This is a genomic window from Corynebacterium sp. KPL4035 (assembly GCF_037908325.1).
GTDB lineage: Bacteria > Actinomycetota > Actinomycetes > Mycobacteriales > Mycobacteriaceae > Corynebacterium > Corynebacterium kefirresidentii.
Genome location: NZ_JBBMGF010000006.1, coordinates 14,231 through 30,596, shown reverse-complemented (window position 1 = coordinate 30,596; position 16,366 = coordinate 14,231). Strand labels below are relative to the sequence as shown.

At 56.3% G+C, this 16,366-nt stretch carries 16 protein-coding genes; 7 read left to right on the top strand and 9 right to left on the bottom strand.

Translation table 11 applies throughout. From position 1 onward, the window contains the following. The first annotated feature begins 8 nt into the window (after window positions 1–8). Window positions 9–1,082 carry a septum formation family protein gene (locus WMP96_RS06905; protein ID WP_301716217.1) on the top strand — a complete coding sequence of 358 codons (1,074 nt, stop codon included), beginning with the start codon at window positions 9–11 and terminating at the stop codon, window positions 1,080–1,082. After that, window positions 1,082–1,429: a metallopeptidase family protein gene (locus WMP96_RS06900; protein WP_340432559.1), complete on the top strand. Its 348-nt coding sequence runs from the start codon at window positions 1,082–1,084 to the stop codon at window positions 1,427–1,429. The genes WMP96_RS06905 and WMP96_RS06900 overlap by 1 nt, the downstream gene beginning before the upstream one ends. Here the strand turns inward: WMP96_RS06900 and WMP96_RS06895 are convergent. The 5 genes from WMP96_RS06895 to WMP96_RS06875 form a co-directional block, all read right to left on the bottom strand. Next, window positions 1,426–2,079: a histidine phosphatase family protein gene (locus WMP96_RS06895; RefSeq protein ID WP_340432557.1), complete on the bottom strand. Its 654-nt coding sequence runs from the start codon at window positions 2,077–2,079 to the stop codon at window positions 1,426–1,428. The genes WMP96_RS06900 and WMP96_RS06895 overlap by 4 nt on opposite strands. A gap of 9 nt (window positions 2,080–2,088) precedes the next feature. Continuing rightward, on the bottom strand, window positions 2,089–3,027 hold the full coding sequence (pheA, locus tag WMP96_RS06890) for a prephenate dehydratase (protein WP_340432554.1): 939 nt from the start codon (window positions 3,025–3,027) through the stop codon (window positions 2,089–2,091). A gap of 444 nt (window positions 3,028–3,471) precedes the next feature. Beyond that, complete coding sequence (locus WMP96_RS06885; RefSeq protein WP_340432551.1) at window positions 3,472–4,467, bottom strand: GDSL-type esterase/lipase family protein; 996 nt, start codon at window positions 4,465–4,467, stop codon at window positions 3,472–3,474. A 132-nt stretch (window positions 4,468–4,599) separates the two neighbouring features. Further along, a complete protein-coding gene (locus tag WMP96_RS06880; RefSeq protein ID WP_301716213.1) occupies window positions 4,600–5,220 on the bottom strand; it encodes a 3-hydroxyacyl-CoA dehydrogenase NAD-binding domain-containing protein in 621 nt (206 codons plus the stop codon). Beyond that, the gene (locus WMP96_RS06875; RefSeq protein WP_340432547.1) at window positions 5,213–5,482 is read right to left on the bottom strand and encodes a 3-hydroxyacyl-CoA dehydrogenase NAD-binding domain-containing protein; all 270 of its coding nucleotides are present in this window, start codon (window positions 5,480–5,482) and stop codon (window positions 5,213–5,215) included. Before WMP96_RS06875 ends, WMP96_RS06880 begins: the two co-directional genes overlap by 8 nt. A gap of 251 nt (window positions 5,483–5,733) precedes the next feature. Between WMP96_RS06875 and WMP96_RS06870 the strand changes: the two genes are divergently transcribed. The 4 genes from WMP96_RS06870 to WMP96_RS06855 all read left to right on the top strand — a co-directional run bounded on the left by WMP96_RS06870 (window position 5,734) and on the right by WMP96_RS06855 (window position 11,133). Then, on the top strand, window positions 5,734–7,398 hold the full coding sequence (locus WMP96_RS06870) for an AMP-binding protein (protein WP_340432542.1): 1,665 nt from the start codon (window positions 5,734–5,736) through the stop codon (window positions 7,396–7,398). 602 nt (window positions 7,399–8,000) lie between these two features. Further along, the gene (locus tag WMP96_RS06865) at window positions 8,001–9,137 is read left to right on the top strand and encodes an amidase (protein ID WP_301716210.1); all 1,137 of its coding nucleotides are present in this window, start codon (window positions 8,001–8,003) and stop codon (window positions 9,135–9,137) included. Then, window positions 9,134–9,832 (top strand): CPBP family intramembrane glutamic endopeptidase, encoded by a 699-nt coding sequence (locus WMP96_RS06860; protein WP_301716209.1) that lies wholly within the window; start codon window positions 9,134–9,136, stop codon window positions 9,830–9,832. The genes WMP96_RS06865 and WMP96_RS06860 overlap by 4 nt, the downstream gene beginning before the upstream one ends. 62 nt (window positions 9,833–9,894) lie before the next feature. Then, window positions 9,895–11,133 (top strand): LCP family protein, encoded by a 1,239-nt coding sequence (locus WMP96_RS06855; protein WP_340432539.1) that lies wholly within the window; start codon window positions 9,895–9,897, stop codon window positions 11,131–11,133. A gap of 50 nt (window positions 11,134–11,183) precedes the next feature. On the opposite strand, the gene WMP96_RS06850 is transcribed toward WMP96_RS06855, so the two are convergent. From WMP96_RS06850 to WMP96_RS06840, 3 genes are read right to left on the bottom strand one after another with little or no spacing between them, the layout of a single operon-like run. Next, entirely contained in the window at window positions 11,184–12,104 is a 921-nt protein-coding gene (locus WMP96_RS06850) for a DUF5926 family protein (RefSeq protein WP_301716207.1), read from the bottom strand. Window positions 12,105–12,124: 20 nt separating this feature from the next. After that, window positions 12,125–12,829 carry a glycerophosphodiester phosphodiesterase family protein gene (locus WMP96_RS06845; protein ID WP_301716206.1) on the bottom strand — a complete coding sequence of 235 codons (705 nt, stop codon included), beginning with the start codon at window positions 12,827–12,829 and terminating at the stop codon, window positions 12,125–12,127. Continuing rightward, the gene (locus WMP96_RS06840; protein ID WP_340432535.1) at window positions 12,829–13,776 is read right to left on the bottom strand and encodes an L-lactate dehydrogenase; all 948 of its coding nucleotides are present in this window, start codon (window positions 13,774–13,776) and stop codon (window positions 12,829–12,831) included. The genes WMP96_RS06845 and WMP96_RS06840 overlap by 1 nt, the downstream gene beginning before the upstream one ends. Window positions 13,777–13,863: 87 nt before the next feature. Here WMP96_RS06840 and WMP96_RS06835 point away from each other — a divergent pair, with 87 nt between their 5' ends. Further along, window positions 13,864–15,606: an alpha/beta-hydrolase family protein gene (locus tag WMP96_RS06835; RefSeq protein ID WP_340432534.1), complete on the top strand. Its 1,743-nt coding sequence runs from the start codon at window positions 13,864–13,866 to the stop codon at window positions 15,604–15,606. Here the strand turns inward: WMP96_RS06835 and msrA are convergent. Beyond that, complete coding sequence (gene msrA, locus WMP96_RS06830) at window positions 15,603–16,250, bottom strand: peptide-methionine (S)-S-oxide reductase MsrA (protein ID WP_340432532.1); 648 nt, start codon at window positions 16,248–16,250, stop codon at window positions 15,603–15,605. The genes WMP96_RS06835 and msrA overlap by 4 nt on opposite strands. Window positions 16,251–16,366 lie beyond the last annotated feature (116 nt).

The following is a 16,366-nucleotide window of genomic DNA, read 5'->3' as shown; positions in this document are numbered from 1 at the left end:
AGGGCCTTATGAAGAAATCACCTGCGTGGCGTTCCGCTGTGGCCGTCCAGATTGTCTTGATTGCGGCAATCGCGGCGGCCGTTTTCATGGGCATCTATGGCGTTATCAGCTCCCACAAATCGGGTGGCGAAGACACCACCGCTGCCCAGCAGCACAATAGCGGGGATACTTCAGAAACCGCCGCTCCAAAACCGGAGCCCTTCACCGCTGCGGCCGCCGGCGCTTGCTTGACGTGGGACATCGCCCAGGATGGCTCCGCCACTGGGTTCAAAGAAGTACCGTGCTCCGAACAGCACCGCTTCGAGGTCTCCAAAACCGAAGACCTAAGCGTGTACCCCACCAGCGAGTTCGGCCCCGACGCTACCCGCCCTGCGCTTACCCGCCAACACCAATTGCGCGATGAGCTGTGCGAATCCGCCTCCGTGGGCTACCTGCACGGGAAGTGGGACCCGAATGGTAAGTACGATGTGGCGTCCATTCTGCCGCCGCAGTCCGCCTGGGATCGCGGCGACCGCACCTTGCTGTGTGGCCTGCAAACCACCGATGATCACGGCGTACCGCAGCTTACTACCGGCAACGTCGAGGCCTCCGAACAGGCAAACCTCGCCAAGCCGGGCGAGTGCTTGGCCATCGATGACAAGCAAGTTCCGCACGTCGTCGACTGCGCTAAGCCCCACCAAATGGAGACCGTTTCCGTCATCGATGTGGGCAAGCAGTTCCCTGACGGCTACCCGGACGGCAAGGATATGGACAAGTTCCTGTCCGATACGTGTACCGCCGCTACTGAGGACTACCTTGGCGGCGAGGAGCAGCTCTACCAGTCCACGCTGCAACCATTCTGGGGCTCTATCACCGAGGCCTCGTGGAATGGCGGCACCAAATCCGTCAATTGCTCCCTTGTGCATGCCCGCGAAGGCGGCGGTTTCTCTGCCATCACCGGTTCCGCTACCGATGGTCGCCAGGCACTGACTATCGACGGTCAACCGCCGGAGGAACGGCCTGAGCGCAATCCACTGCGTGAGGACAAGGACAATAGTCCGGCACCCGCGTCTGCCGCCCCCGCACCGCCCCCAGCGCCCTAATGGTCGAGGTTTCAGAAGAGCGCTTCGATGAGATGGTCAACGAGGCGCTGGATCAAGTCCCCGAGGAATTCGTGCGCCGCATGCGCAACCTCGTCATCTTGGTTGAAGATGAAAATCCCGATAACCCTATGCTGCTAGGGCTCTACGAGGGCGTCGCACTGCCGCACCGCACCTTCGATCACACCGGTTTCCTGCCCGATGCGATTTTCATTTACCGGAACACGCTGCAGCGCTGGTCCGGCAGCGAGGAAGAATTAGCAGAGCAGGTTAAGGTCACCGTATTCCACGAACTCTGCCATTACTTTGGCCTCGAGGAAGAGGAGCTGCACCGCTTAGGCTGGGGCTAGAGCTCCGTATCCGCCCACCGGGTTAACGTCCACTCACCAAAGTCCTTGCCGCGCGGTTCCATCACCATAAAGCCGCAATTGGCCAGGTAGCCTGTATAGGCAAAGTCGGCGTCAACACCCGTGGCGTGTTTGGTGACCACACGGATAGCGGCGCCGTGGCTGACGAGAATGACATCGTGGTCGTCGCCAAGCTGCTTCGCAATGCCCTCCAGCACCGGCTGGTAGCGCGCCAGCACATCCTCCAAGATCTCACCGCCTTCCATCCCGACGCCGCGCTCGCCATCGCACCAGCCGCGCATAGCCACCATGTGCGACCGATGGGCATCTTCGCTACCGTCCATCTCCCAGTCACCGGCGAAAATTTCGTGCACGCCGGAGATTACGTCAACGCGCTGAGAGAATTCCGGCAAACCGCGCTCCTGCTCAAAGGCACGTGCCGCCAGCATCGCGGTCTGCTGAGCGCGCAGTGCAATGGAGCATTTAAATTCCACCTCGCGCTCGCCCACCAACTGCGCTAGCTCCCAGCCTACCTCCGTGGCTTGGTTGCGCCCGCGCTCGGTAAGCTCTGCCCCGGGCGGGCGGGTATCGAGGAGGCGGGAAATATTGGAAAAGGTCTGGCCGTGACGCAGCAGGATAATTCTTCCGGGCATGCTTCTAGATTATTGGCCCCTGCGCGCCCGCGCTACCCAATCATCCGCCGCGGTGATATTGCGTGGCGGCCTGCCCGCGGGCGTTGCCGCCGGCCAAGAACCGAGGAACAGCAAATCCTCTGCCCGCATCTTTAGTGCACGCAGGGCTTCTGCAACAGCTTGATCCTCGATATGCCCAATAAGATCCACAAAAAAGCGATAATTACCGAGAACATCTCGCGTAGGGCGAGATTCAATCCTAGATAAATCAACACCCCGTTGGGAAAAGTCCTGTAGAGCTCCGACCAGGCTACCCGGCTTATTGGGAAGAGAGAAGAAGACACTTGTCCGGTCATGGCCAGTTCGCGCCGGTGGCTTTCCTGGCAACCCTACCAAGATGAATCGGGGTTTTGCATTAGGAAAATCCGCTATATCTCGTGCAATAGACTCCAGCCCAAAGAGCTCCTCGGCTCGACTCGGTGCTGCGGCTGCGTCCATCTCCCCTCGCATTACGGCCTCTGCAGCGGCAGAGTTTGAGCTAGCCGGGACAAACTCTGCCTCGGGTAAACTTTGCTTTACCCAAGAGCGAATCTGACGAAACGCCACCGGGTGGGCGCTCAACCGCCTAATCGTTCGTTGATTCGGCAAAGTCATAATGTTGAACGCGATGGAAATATCCGCTTCGCCATAAATCTGGACCGGTCCAGATTCTGTGAGCGCATCATAGGTCGAAGTAACCGCACCTTCTACCGAACTTTCGAACGCTAAGCATGCATATTCAGCAGTTCCGCAGTGAAGAGTTCCAATGACCTCCGAAGGAGAACCCATCGAAAATATCGTCGCTCCCGAAAAATTACGGGTTAACGTCTCAGCGGCGATTTGGGTAAAGGATCCTGGCGGCCCAAGGTAAGCAACCCTTGGAGTGGAGTCATGATTCAGTGTGCAAGTCGTCATATTGGCCAATTTCATGCCTACAGTACCGTGGGGCGCACGCCTTAAACCTTGAGTGCAGCGGCAGGTAGTTTGACAAAAGAGAAGTCTAACACAAAACCGGCAGGCGCGATAAACTTCTCAATTCCAGCCTCGTCAACATATATGCGGTGCAAAGATAAAATCAGCTGGGAGAAAATCATCTAAGCAGCGGGCTCTCGACCCCGCCATACAATTAACACCTATCCACTACTAACGGGGCGACCGCGACACCGCCATGTATAGCTCGGCCTTCTTACCAAGGCAATGTTTGAACAATACCGAGCAGTTGCGGTGCGGCATTCTGGACCGTATTTACTACGGAGTCGACGAAACTATCGAACATTCCACTGTAGTAGTTAAAGATCATAGTAAGTGGACTACTCGGATTCTTGGTATCTAAGAGCACGATTGAGTATCTTTTCCTTGGAAGACTGAGTTAAATTAGCGGTACTGTGCAGCAACGTGACGGGAAATTTCATTTACCCCGACATCTGTCAAATGGAGGGCAAGATTATAACTACTCGTAGTAGTATCGATCAAAACCCCGCTTACCCAACGGTCCTCGGGCGCAGCACATTCCCCATGATCCTTGGAAAATTCGCGTGTATCGATATATCCCACGTTCTTGCGCTCGGCAGCCTGCTGCATCCAAGTGTTAGAGTTTATTTCTCCTCGGGTATCCCAATAAATCGGGAAGGCATAACTGATATCGAAGACATTATCTTGTCCCCGTCCATACCCCACATGATATAAGCATTGCCAGCCGCCTGGACGATCGTCAGTGATGGTATGGTATCCCACCAGCTTTACTATAGCGTTTGGAGCCGCTCGTTTAACACGGTCGATAACCGTATCCATAGCCCTCGCAAAAAGATCCCGTTGCGTGGGTGAATTCAAAAGTGCAGCCAGTTGATCGTCATTAACGCGCTCTCCTGATGGCACTGTATAATTGTTATACACGTCATTGTATCCGGCCTGAATAGCCACATATTTGGTGCTAGGACTTAACGCTCCATCTCGAACAGCGCTATCTACCTGAGACACAATTGTATTACCGCCGCTTTGCGAGTAAAGAGTTGCGCCAGGGCAGGAGTAGTCGTTCAACGGAGCATTCAAGTTAGCCGCTAGTGACTTAGGGATACTCGGAAAGCCCTGAGCACATCCGCGTGCACTGATATTAGGTGAGGCTGCACGCAAAGCCGAGCGAACCCCGTTATCCTGTACCCCTCGAGTAGCCATGCTATATGCGGCGTCACCAGCAGTGGGATTACTAAAAATAGAATCGCCAAGTGTCACAAGATTATTCGGAGAAACCTTCTCGACAGCACGATTGGCATTTAAATCCTGGAGATTTACTCGTGTTGGATCCAAATACGGCAGCTGCCGATCGTCACTACTAAATGGCGCTGCTCCGGCGGGAGAAAGAGAAGCAGCCATCGTACAGAAGCATAGCGAAGCAGCGACAAATCCCCTACGAACCTTTTTTAACATTGAGAAACCTTTTCGAGAGACTTTTAAGGGTACGATAGATGGAGTTTACTATCAATCTTACGATTTTTCAACTTCAGATCAACTGTAATCGTAAATTCCCTTGCCGTTTTCGACTCCCAAACAGCCTTTAGAGATGTACGCCTCGGTTAGATAGTCAATAATTCTTTGGGACCCCTCGATGCCGGCTTCAACTTCCAAAGACAAAACCGAGACGATCGTGCGCAAGCCGACTATGTCAACTACCCTAAATGGCCCTTCAGACCCCATTACGGCTTCCCACACTGCATCTATGTCCTTTGGGGAAGCAACGCCTTTCGCCGCCAAATCCAGCCCCGCCCTAAGCCAAGGGATCATCAGAGAGTTTAGGATATATCCAGGCTGCTCCTTCATAAGAGGAACTGGGGTTAGCCCGACCTCCTTGACAAACTGTGTTACTTCATCCATAAGCTCCGGCTTCGTTCCCGGATGAGGCATGATTTCCGCTGTACTACGCTTCCATATTTCGTTTGCAAGGTGAATAGCTAGGAAGCGAGAACCCTCTTTTAGGTATTTCACCAACGAGCTCGGTAATAAAGTGGAAGAATTTGTAGCGACGACCACTTCATCACTGTCGATATTTGCCTCAATTGTTTCAAGTACCTGTTTTTTAACTTCTCTGGACTCGCTGGTGCATTCGAATACGAGGTCGGTGTCACTCAATGCTTCCTTTGGGCACACTCAATGCTTCCTTTGGGCAACTGGAAACTTTGATGCTTTTCTGCGCCCGGAGAACTTCTTCAGCCGTGAAGGACGTTTCTTCCTCATATTTTTTGGAATATGCACGAATGCGACTGAGTGCCTTTTCTAAAGAACTATCGGAACGGCCTAGGACCGTGACCTGCTTTCCGTAAAGTGCGAATTGCAATGCTGCTTGGGCACCGAGGGTCCCGCCGCCAAATACAGTTACGCGATTAATATTCATGTTCTCTCCAGTCTAGTTTCGCGATACGTTAGGAATGTAGTCAGTTCGCTACATAAACGCGTTCTCGCGTCAGTATTTATACTTTTACCACGTGCGCAATTTATACTTTTACCACGTGCGCACTTATAACACACCATGTTATGCGAATAAGGGCCTCAAGTTTCGCTAACGCTTGACAAGAACTCGCTATTAAGGTTGATTCGCCTTATACTTTTTGACGCTTCGTCTCTATCCAACCTGAAAGGACAACCGTGCGCTCCATCAGAACCCTAGAAAATGCCAAAGCGATTGCACTCGGCATGAAGTTCATGCTTCGAACAGCCCATAACGCTGGGTTTATCGGACTTGGCAATAACCCAAAGGCAATTCTTATGGCGTTGCCCAATATAATTCGCTATCATTTTTCATTCGCCCGCAACTTGGAAAATGCTCGCCTGAACCACCCCAACAGGATAGCCGTGATAGACGATCGCCGGTCAATCAGCTTTCAAGACCTGAGCGCCGAAATTCAACACGTCTCCCGTTGGCTGATTGATTATGCAGAAAGCCACGGAGTGAAGCGTCGAGATCTTTCGTATGGTGTCCTTGCACTAAATTCGATTGAGACAATCGATGCTGCTATAGCAAAATCGTATAATGGCATGTCGTGCAATATGCTAAATGTGCAAGCCTCGAAAGAACAATTAACAACACTGATCAACCAAAACGATATTCGTTTAGTTTTCGCGGATAGCGAGTTAGCCCATAAGCTGCCCAGTACCGTTGAGGTAGTTATCCTCAACGGCCCTCGAGCTTCCGAGAGCACTCACCCTCGCATCGTAGACTCTATTTCACATATTTTTGACCAGACCCCGAAAAGCAAGCTTCCGCTCATCCCCGGACAATCCCCTAATGTTCTGTTTTCCTCCGGCACGACTGGTACCCCTAAAGGAGTCGGTAGAAATGATCCAATGTTCCCCATTACGTTGGGGCAAATCCTTTCGGTAATGGCTTGGAGACCTCTCCAAACAATATACATGCCTTGCACACTTTTCCATGCATGGGGACACGGCGGGCTTAATATTGCATTCGCGGGAGCAAATACCCTGGTTATTCGGCGGATCTTCGACCCTAAAGAGGGCATGGAACTCATCGATCGCTACCAATGCGAAGGGAGTATCTCTTCTCCTATTTTCTTGAAGGAGATGCTCAGCGATGACTACTCGCTTGAAAGCTTAAAATGGATAGGGTCAAGCGGTAATAAGGTTACGAAGGACTTGGTCGAACGCGCTAATTCACGTTTTGGCCGGCCGATTGTTTCCAATCTGTACGGGTCAACTGAAACTGATATGACAACCTGCGCTTCCCCTGAGGTCGTCCTCCGTGATCCTTCAGTCGTAGGAATGCCGTCACCTGGAATTCAAGTTTTAGTTCATGATGGCAACGGAAATAAAGTACCTACTGGCCGTATCGGACAAATCGCAATGAAGAGCCCGATGATGCTAGACGAGTACACGAATCCCGACAAAGAACCACCTTACGTCCCTAACACCGGAGGCATGATTAATATGGGTGACATGGGCTTCTATGACTCCGAGGGATACCTACATGTTGTCGGACGCTCAGACTCCATGATAATTGTCGGCGGTGAGAATGTTCATCCCGAATCCGTCACCGAGGTAATAGAGAAACATCCCCATATTAAAGAAGCCTTCGCAATCGGGGTTGACGATGCCGAGAAATTCCAACGAATTGCGGCTATTGTAGTTACCGATGGATCTTCTGTAACCGAAGATGATGTCCGAGAATGGGTGGACGACAATTTAGCCTCCCATTCAATTCCAAGAGATGTCTACTTCACTGACTCTCTCCCCCGTAATGCAATGGGGAAGGTCATGATCAACGAAGTAAGGCAGCTTATCGACCGAAAGTCATAACAAGTGCGGCAGCCTGCGGTTAGGGTCAAATCTGTTTTGTTCCAATAATTTTGATTCCCATGCAAAGCCCGCATTCCATGTGAAACTGCTAATCGGATTCAGGAGACTATGCCCGCATGCCAGCACACTTTTCGCTTTCCGCTTGATAAGGTCTCTGGCTCGGAAAACAAGGTAAGGAGGTTATGGGCTTCGACCAATTCCGTTGGGATCTAGCAAGGTGTACAATCCCTATACCCCGATACGCTTAGATTATCTTTAGGCATTGCCCCTAGCTCACCAAGCTGTCTTCGCTCGCTGGCTTTCGCGTCAAATAAATGCGAACGAGTTAACAGATCCCGACTGTAGTACGCCTGTGCCCTGGGGCTCATCCCGCCGCGAGTAGCGTACTCGGCTCCTATCGCGACGCAACTTGTATCCTAAGAGGACGGCCTTGAAATTATTCTTCCTAGGCATACTGACCTCCTCTTTCCTGATCGCTAGGTGTCCACCCATAACAGAACTGAGAAGTTCTCTCCCTCGCTTTTGCTAAAGTACTACTGGCCAAGCGTTTCCACCTAGTAACAGCTTCGAGTCGATCCAGCGGGACTTTATATTGAGGCTTTATGGACTTTTCCGTAGAACAACTCCGTTCATCTCTGCACGGCCTTTCCCCTGCAGAGCATGGTTTCACCTATGTGGACCTAGAGCGGAAAGCAACCCATAGCGGTCGTCTGAGCGGCTGGGTCCTCTCCGCCAAGGATCTCTGCGATGTCCGCGGCATGCCCACGACCTTGGGAAGTACCGATCGCACCTACTACCCCGAGCGCAGCGATGCCTTCATCGAGGCCTTGGAGAAGCAAGGTGCGCGCATCATCGGTAAGTCCTCCACCCCGGAGTTGGGCCTGCGCGTGGATACGGAACCAGTGGGCCTGCCCCATCCCGATAATCCCCTTTATCCCGGCTGCACACCGGGTGGTTCCTCGGGCGGTGCGGCGGTACAGGTCGCGCGCGGGTTGCTGCGCGCGGCGCACGCCAGCGATGGTGGCGGTTCCATCCGAGTGCCGGCCGCAGCCTGCGGCGTGGTGGGCTTTAAACCGGCAGGAAAAGAACTGGGTGTGCAGGGCTTTATCACCCGGACCGTAGCCGATAATGCCTTTCTGCATGGCCACCGCATGATCACCCCGCGGGCCCGCATCGGCCTGCTGGTAGAGCCGCTGTTTTGCGATGCCAACGTCGATGCCCACCACCTGCGCGCCGCCCGCGAGGCCGCCCAACGCCTACAGGCAGCCGGCTTCACCGTGGTGCCCATTTCCCCGTATCCGCAGGCCCGGGCCACCTTTGCGCATTTCCGCACGACCTTTACCTCCCGCTTGGCGGGGCTCAACCCGGCGGCAGGCTACGCCGAGTGGATTGCTCAGCAGGGCCGGCGCGTGAGCTCCGCTGAGCTGGCCGCGGCGCGGGCGCATATCCGGCAGCTCCCCGGCTTGCTGGCCCAGGAATGGGGCGTTGATGCCATCCTTACGCCGATGCTCACCGCGGATCCGCCGCGCACCGGCCACTTCCTGTCCCTGCCCCATGCGGAGAATTTCGCGGCCCAGACCCGGTGGTCGCCGTGGGGTTCCCTCTTCAACATGGCCCGCCTGCCAGCCATTTCCGTACCGTGGGCCGTACCCAATCACCCGCCGGTGGGCGTACACCTGGGAGGCATTACGCTTTCCGACGCCGCCCTCCTCGGCCTCGCCCGCATCCTCCACCCATGACCAAGTCCCTACGCGCCGAGCTGCTCATCGTCCTCACCCTCACCTTTGGCATTTCCGGGGTGCGGGCGGTGTTGAACCTCATCAATTCCCTGGCCGCACCGCAGCGGCTCGACGAACAATCGGTCACGCTCAATTCCAGCCAGTCCTCTCTTGCCTGGGTGGATATGGGCCTGCAGCTGTGCTCCGCCGCTGTTCTCTTTTCCTATGGAGCCTTAGCGCTTTTCCTGCTGGCCAAGGATCACATAGTGCCCCGGCCCCACCGCACCCGCGACTGGCTCGAAGGCGCAGGGCTTGCCGCCCTCATTGGCATCCCGGGACTCGCCCTGTATTTCGCGGCGGTGCATTTTGGGTGGAGCAAGGAGGTGATTCCCGGCGACTTCGCCAATGCCTGGGTGGAAATCCCCGTTTCCCTCCTCAAGGCCGCTGCCAACGCCTTCGCGGAGGAAACCGTGGTGGTGATGTGGCTTATGACGCGCTTGCGCCAAGCCCGCTGGTCCCTTCCTGCCACAATGGCCGCAAGCTCCATTCTGCGCGGGTCTTACCACCTCTACCAGGGCGTTTCCGCTGGTTTCGGCAATATCATTATGGGCTTAATTTACGGCTACTACTATCACCGCACAGTCCGAGTATGGCCGCTGGTCATCGCGCATTTTCTTATCGACGCCGTCGCTTTTACAGGTTATTCCTTCCTGTGAAAATGTCCGCAGGGGTCGACGCGAAGCGGGCGAATCTCCCTGCTCCTTGTAAGGTATAGCGCATGACTGAATCAGGACGAGATCCGCATAGGGAGGCCCGCCGCGCCGGCGACGACTCCTCCACTGAATTCGTCCTTGGGGCTGATGGACGTCCCCTCAAGGATCGATACGGCCGCCCCATTCCACGCCGTTCCTCCGCCCGCCCGGCGCCGCGGCGCGTGGAACCCGAGCAACAATCCTTCCGCGCTCCGCAGCCACAGCAACAGCCCCCGCGCCGCACTCCGCCGCCAACGCCGAGCCGCTACCCCAGCCAGTACCGCGCGCAGCAGCGCCCGCCTCGTCGCACCACGCCGCGCCCCGCACCCCGGCAGCGCCCGCACAGCCGGCGCAAAAAGGTCAATCCAGCCAAGCGCGCCCTCGGGTGCGTTGGCCTGGCGCTCGTCGTCCTGCTGGTATTCAACCTCGTCTTCATGTTCTGGGCCGATGCCCGCCTCACCCGCGTGGAGGCACTGCCAGAAGAACAAGTCTCTAATACCGCCGGCACCAATTGGTTGCTCGTGGGTTCCGATTCCCGCCAAGGCCTCAGCGAGGAACAGCAGGCTGAACTGGGCACCGGTGGTGATGTGGGCGAGGGCCGCACCGATACCATCATGCTGCTGCACATCCCACGCACCGGCAAGGCCAAGCTCGTTTCCATCCCACGCGATAGCTACGTGGAAGTCCCCGGTTTTGGCATGGACAAGATCAATGCTGCCTTTACCTACGGTGGACCGCAGCTGCTTGCCCAAACCGTCGAGGGCACGACCGGTCTGCACATCGACCACTACGCCGAGATCGGCATGGGCGGCCTAGCCAATGTGGTCGACTCCGTCGGCGGCGTAGACGTATGCGTGAAGGAACCCATCAATGACCCGCTGGCCGGCATTGATCTCCAAGACGGCTGCCAGAAGCTCAAGGGCCGCGACGCCCTCGGGTACGTGCGCACCCGCGCCACCGCTATGGGTGACCTCGACCGCGTGCAGCGCCAGCGCGAATTCTTCTCCGCATTGCTGGATAAGGTTGCTTCCCCAGCCACCCTGATCAACCCATTCCGCGCCTTCTCCTTGGTCAACCACACCGCCTCCTCGTTCATCGTGGGCGAGGGCGACCACGTTTGGCACCTCGCCCGCGTGGCACTTGCCATGGGCTCCGGTGTAGACACCGAGACCGTCCCCATCGGCGGTTTCCAAGACACCGAGGTAGGCAACGTCGTCCTCTGGGACGATGAAGCAGCCGCTGGGTTGTGGGATTCTCTCAAATAGCGATCAAAAAATGGCCCTTCCTCTACCGGGGAAGGGCCATTTTCTTGTCTTTAGCGCAGGGTCACCTGGCGGGACTTAATGTTTTCTAGCTGCTTGCGTTCATCGGCGCTCAGCTGAGCATCATTAGAGATTTCTTCCTCCAAGGCCTTGTCCACGGGGGTGAGGTGATCCTCATAAGAAGCGTGGTCAACCTCTGGATCCAAGTCGAAGACCGGAGCGATGAGACCGTGGGTGCGGAAAACACCGGCGAACTTGGTACCCTCGCCCAAGTTCAGCTCGCCGCGGGCGGCAACGCGCGCCAGCGCGTTCAGGAATGCGGATTCATCGTCATTCGGGCGGACCCAACGGATGTGGGCCTTGCCGCCGCCGGCATTTGCCCAGAAGGCCGCACCGGTGATGTTCTCGCCTACCTGGTGAGACTCGATAACGGAATCATTTGCGGCGCGTAGCGACTGCGCAATCTGTGGGGTGACCTGTGCTCCCTCCGGAATCCACCATTCGAAGTCCTGGTGAACCTGCACGTCGAGGGTAGCGGAGGCATCGATAAGCTCCTCCAGCTTCGGCTCCGAGCCGTCAGCAGCAGTGGATTCCAGGGTGGCGCCCGGCTCGTTATTCTTCACCCAGTTAAGGGCAAAGGCGAGGTCGCGGCCCGGGTTGTGGGTGTGGGACTGCACCTGCAGGCCCACGAAGGCATCGCCGCCAAATTCGGTGTCCCGAATAAGCGCAGCAGAAGCACCCGGCAGGACGGTGGCTACATACACGTTCTTATCGCAGCCTGTTACGTCAAGCTTGGCAAAAGCGGAGGGGACGAACTCCTGCATGGCGACCAGGGAGGCCTCCGCAGCAAGTCCGCCGTAGGGGCGGGGATCCTTTTCCAGGGCGGCGCGCTCCTTGGCGCGGGCAGCGAGCTTTGCCTGGCGGCGGGACATGCCCTCAGGCAGCTGTTCCTTGTTCTTTTTCTTCTTGGCCATGCCTCCAAGATACCTGCTTACTAGAGCTCAATGGCATGTAGGGCCACTTCGGGTTGGTTGGTAGCGAGCATATCTACCCCGTTAGCCCACGCCCACTTCATGTCCTCCGGCTTGTCTACGGTCCACAGGTAGGTGGGCAATCCCTGCGCGCCGATAATTGCCGGCTGCAGCTTCGCGCGCAGCAACGATACGCCGAGCGCGGTGGGCTTGGACAGCATTACATCGGGACGGTTGACGTGGCGCTCCCAATCGCGGCGGAGATAAATCCGGTCCATGTGCGGCGCCAAATTCTGCATGCGGCGGATGGCGTGGTGGGAAAAGGAAATGACGTGGATCCGGGGGTCGTCAAAAAGCCCCGCATAACGCAAGCGCAGCACCGTTTGCTCCTCCAGGATGTCGCCCTGCCCGGAGGGGTGCTTAGTCTCGATATAAAGGTGGTGCGGTGTGCCCTCGAGTAGTTCCAAGAGTTCGTCGAGAAGCATCATGCGTTGGCCCGAACCGATGTCCACGCCGCGCAATTCTTCCCAGTCCAGCTTGGAAATGCGGCCGGGACGCCCCGCAGTACGGTCCAACGTGGGATCGTGTTGGACCACTACCTTTCCATCGCGCGTCAAGCGCACATCGCACTCGACGCCATGAATTGGCAAATCTAAAGCCTTCTCAAAAGCTAGAGGGGATAGCTCTGGATATTTTCCGGAGTATCCCCTGTGGGCGACAATCTTCACTAGCCGAAGAACTCTTCCTTGATGTCATTCAGGGTCTTCGCAGAAGCATCGAAACGCTCCTTTTCGTGCTCATTGAGCTGCAGCTCAATCGCGCGCACGATGCCGGAACGATTGATAATGGCGGCAGTGCCGATGTAGAGATCTTCTACGCCGTACTCGCCCTGCAGATACGCAGACACTGGCAGAGCCACGTCCTGGTTCTGGATGACGGCGGCGGTAATGCGGACTAGGCCCATGCCGATGCCGAAAGAGGTAGAACCCTTGGCATCAATGATGGAGTAGGCAGCATCGCGGGTATCTTCGAAGATCTTCTCGATGCGCTCAGCGTACTCCGGATCCGTGTCGAACTTCTTGGACAACGGAACACCAGCGATATTGGCAGTAGAGACGGCCGGCAGCTCGGAATCGCCGTGCTCGCCCACGATGTAGGCGTGAACGGACTTCGGGGCAACGCCTTCTAGCTCACCCAACATGTAGCGGAAGCGAGCGGAGTCCAGCACGGTGCCGGAGCCGATGACTCGCTTGTGGTCCAGGCCGGAGGCCTTCCATACGGCGTAGGTCAGGATGTCCACTGGGTTGGAGGCGACAAGGAAGATACCGTCAAAGTCATTGGCCATGACATCGGAGACGATGCTGTTCATGATCTTGACGTTTTTGCCCACCAGGTCGAGGCGGGTTTCGCCCGGCTTCTGTGCGGCACCGGCGCAGATGACAACCATATCGGCGTCTGCGCAATCGGCGTAGGTGCCCTTGGTGACGCGAGTGCGGGTGGGAGCCCAAACAACGCCGTGATTGAGGTCCATGACGTTGCCCTCTAGCTTCTTTTCATCGATGTCGATGATTGCCAGGTGGTCAACGATGCTTTGGTTGATGAGAGCGAAGGCGTAGGCGACTCCCACGTCGCCGGCGCCGATGAGAACTACCTTGTTTCCTACATGATTTGCCATGACCCCATTGTGCAACTTTTTGGGGGGTTTTGCACGGGCTAGATCTCACCCTGAAATTCCCACCGAAATCTGGGACAATCGGGCATTATGAAACGCGCACTCCGCCGCGCTGCACTAATCGCTCTTGGCGTAGCCGCGGATCTCACGCCCATCGTCCGTATGACCAGCCGGCAAACCTTACCGCCCAATATGTCGGCTGGAATTTTGGGTGCGGAATTAGCCACGTGGGCAGCAATTTCACCCTCTCTCCTCCCTCGCCCGTGGTGGGTGACTGCCGCCAATGTAGCCATTGGCCAGGGCATCGGACATTTGGGGGCGGCTTCGACAAGCTTCCTACTCAACAGCATTGGTAAGCGCCCCCAGGACCGCCTGGGGCCACAACATCGACAGATCCTGCACCTTGCTATCGGCGCCGGCACCGCCTTAAATGCCGTACTTTCGTTGCGCAAGCAGAAAAAGCAGGCGGAGTTAGTCAATAAACAGCTCGTGCGCGGGCCCGTTACGGCGGCGATCGGCTTGGCCGCTGGCACCGCAGGCTATGGCACACTACTGCTTATCGGGGAAGCCACACAGCTGGCCGTTACTAAATTATCGCGCCAGTTAGGACGCTGGGTTCCGGCGCTTATCGCTTGGCCGGTTGTTACCGCAGGACTGAGCCTAACGGCCTTTGCCCTTTCTGATCGCGTGGTTTTTCGGCGCTGGTTGCGCTCACTTTCGCACCAAGCGCAAAGAATCAATAAGCAAATTTTCCCCGGCACCTCCATGCCTTGGGAGCCGGAGCGCTCCGGCAGCCCGTGGTCGCTCGAACCGTGGTCAGCACTGGGGCAGCAGGGGCGCCGCTTTGTTTCCAATGGCCCCCGCGCCCGCGATATCCGCATGGCAACAGGAATCAATGCGAAAGAGCCCATCCGCATCTATGCCGGATACATTCCGGGGCGTTCCTTCCGGCAATCCGCAGAGAAAGTTCGCGCCGAACTCGAGCGCACTGGTGCCCTAAGGCGCGAAACTATCGTTATCCAGATGCCTGCGGGTTCGGGATGGATAAATAATTGGGGCGCGTGCTCCTATGAGTTTTTAACCGGCGGTGATTGCGTCACCGTCACCATGCAATATTCCTATCTGCCTTCGGTCTTTGCTTACCTTGTAGATAAAAACGCCCCGAAGCAGGCAGCCCGCGAATTGATTCGGGTGATACAAGAAGAAATAGATAAGCTACCGGAGGAAAACCGCCCTCGGCTCTATTTTGCAGGTGAATCGCTTGGAGCCTACGCCATTATGGATAACTACCATAATGTGGAGGACCTACTTTCTGCCTGCAATGGCGCCGTCTTTTCCGGCCCTCCACGCATGACGCATTTTACCCAGCGTTTGCGCCGAGACATTGGCTCTTTGGAACGTCTGCCCGTTATCGATGGCGGTAAACATGTGCGCTACGCAGCGGCCCCGGACCACACGCTGCACGACGCCTTTGGCAACGACTACACCCACACTTGGCGCCGGCCCCGCATGCTCATTGCCCAACACGCTTCCGACGCCATCGTGTGGTGGGACCTGAATCTCCTTGTGCGCAGGCCCACATGGATCCATGAACCGCAGCCGGAGGCCCTGCACGCGGATACCTTCCGGCAGCTGCACTGGGTGCCATTTATTACCTGGTGGCAAATTGGCTTGGACCAAATCAATTCCCTCAACGTCCCCGGCGGGCACGGACACAACTACTTTGAGGAAATGCTCTGGTATTGGGACGAGGTTTTAGGATCCCAATCGCGCCAATCGCTCACCCCGAAGTTGGCTAAGAAGATTGCCCACTTCATCCGACGCGACGCTTAATCGCACTTCACCCCGGTGCTGTGGTGCGGGCAGTATCCATTGGGCACCTTATGTAGATACTGCTGATGCTCGTCCTCAGCTAGGTAGTACTCCCCGGAATCTGTATCGGAGAGAAGTTTAACCTCCGTGGTGGTATCTCCGAATCCGAATTCCTTGAGCTTGTTTGCATAGGAATCCACGATGTCCTGGATTTCTGCCCGATCATCCTCCGTGCGTGGATAGAAGGCAGAGCGATATTGCGTGCCTACATCATTGCCCTGACGGAAGCCCTGGGTGGGATCATGCGCCTCAAGGGCCTGCACCACAAGATCACGCAGGCTGATGCGTTGCGGGTCATAAACCACCTCAACCACCTCGGCATGGTTGGTCAGTCCGCGGCATACCTCGTAGTACGTAGGATTCGGGGTAGTGCCACCCGCATAGCCCACCGAGGTGGACTCCACTCCTTCTGTCTCCCAGAACATCTTCTCCGCACCCCAGAAACATCCCAGTGCAATGAGGATGGAGCGCTGCCCGTCCTTCCACGGTCCGGTAATCGGCGTTCCTAGAACTGCGTGCGGGGCGGGGTCCAAGATCGGCTCCGGTCGACCCGGCAGCGCCTCGTCTGCAGCAACAAGTTTGGGCTCCGGCTTAAACATCCACATAAGGTATAGCTCCTTCCTTATTCCTTCTTCCCAACGTTGTACTGCGAAAAGCTATTCCGCAGCCAGTTAATATTCGCGCCAGTTCCACGATTCGAATTAATCATGGCGAAATCTTT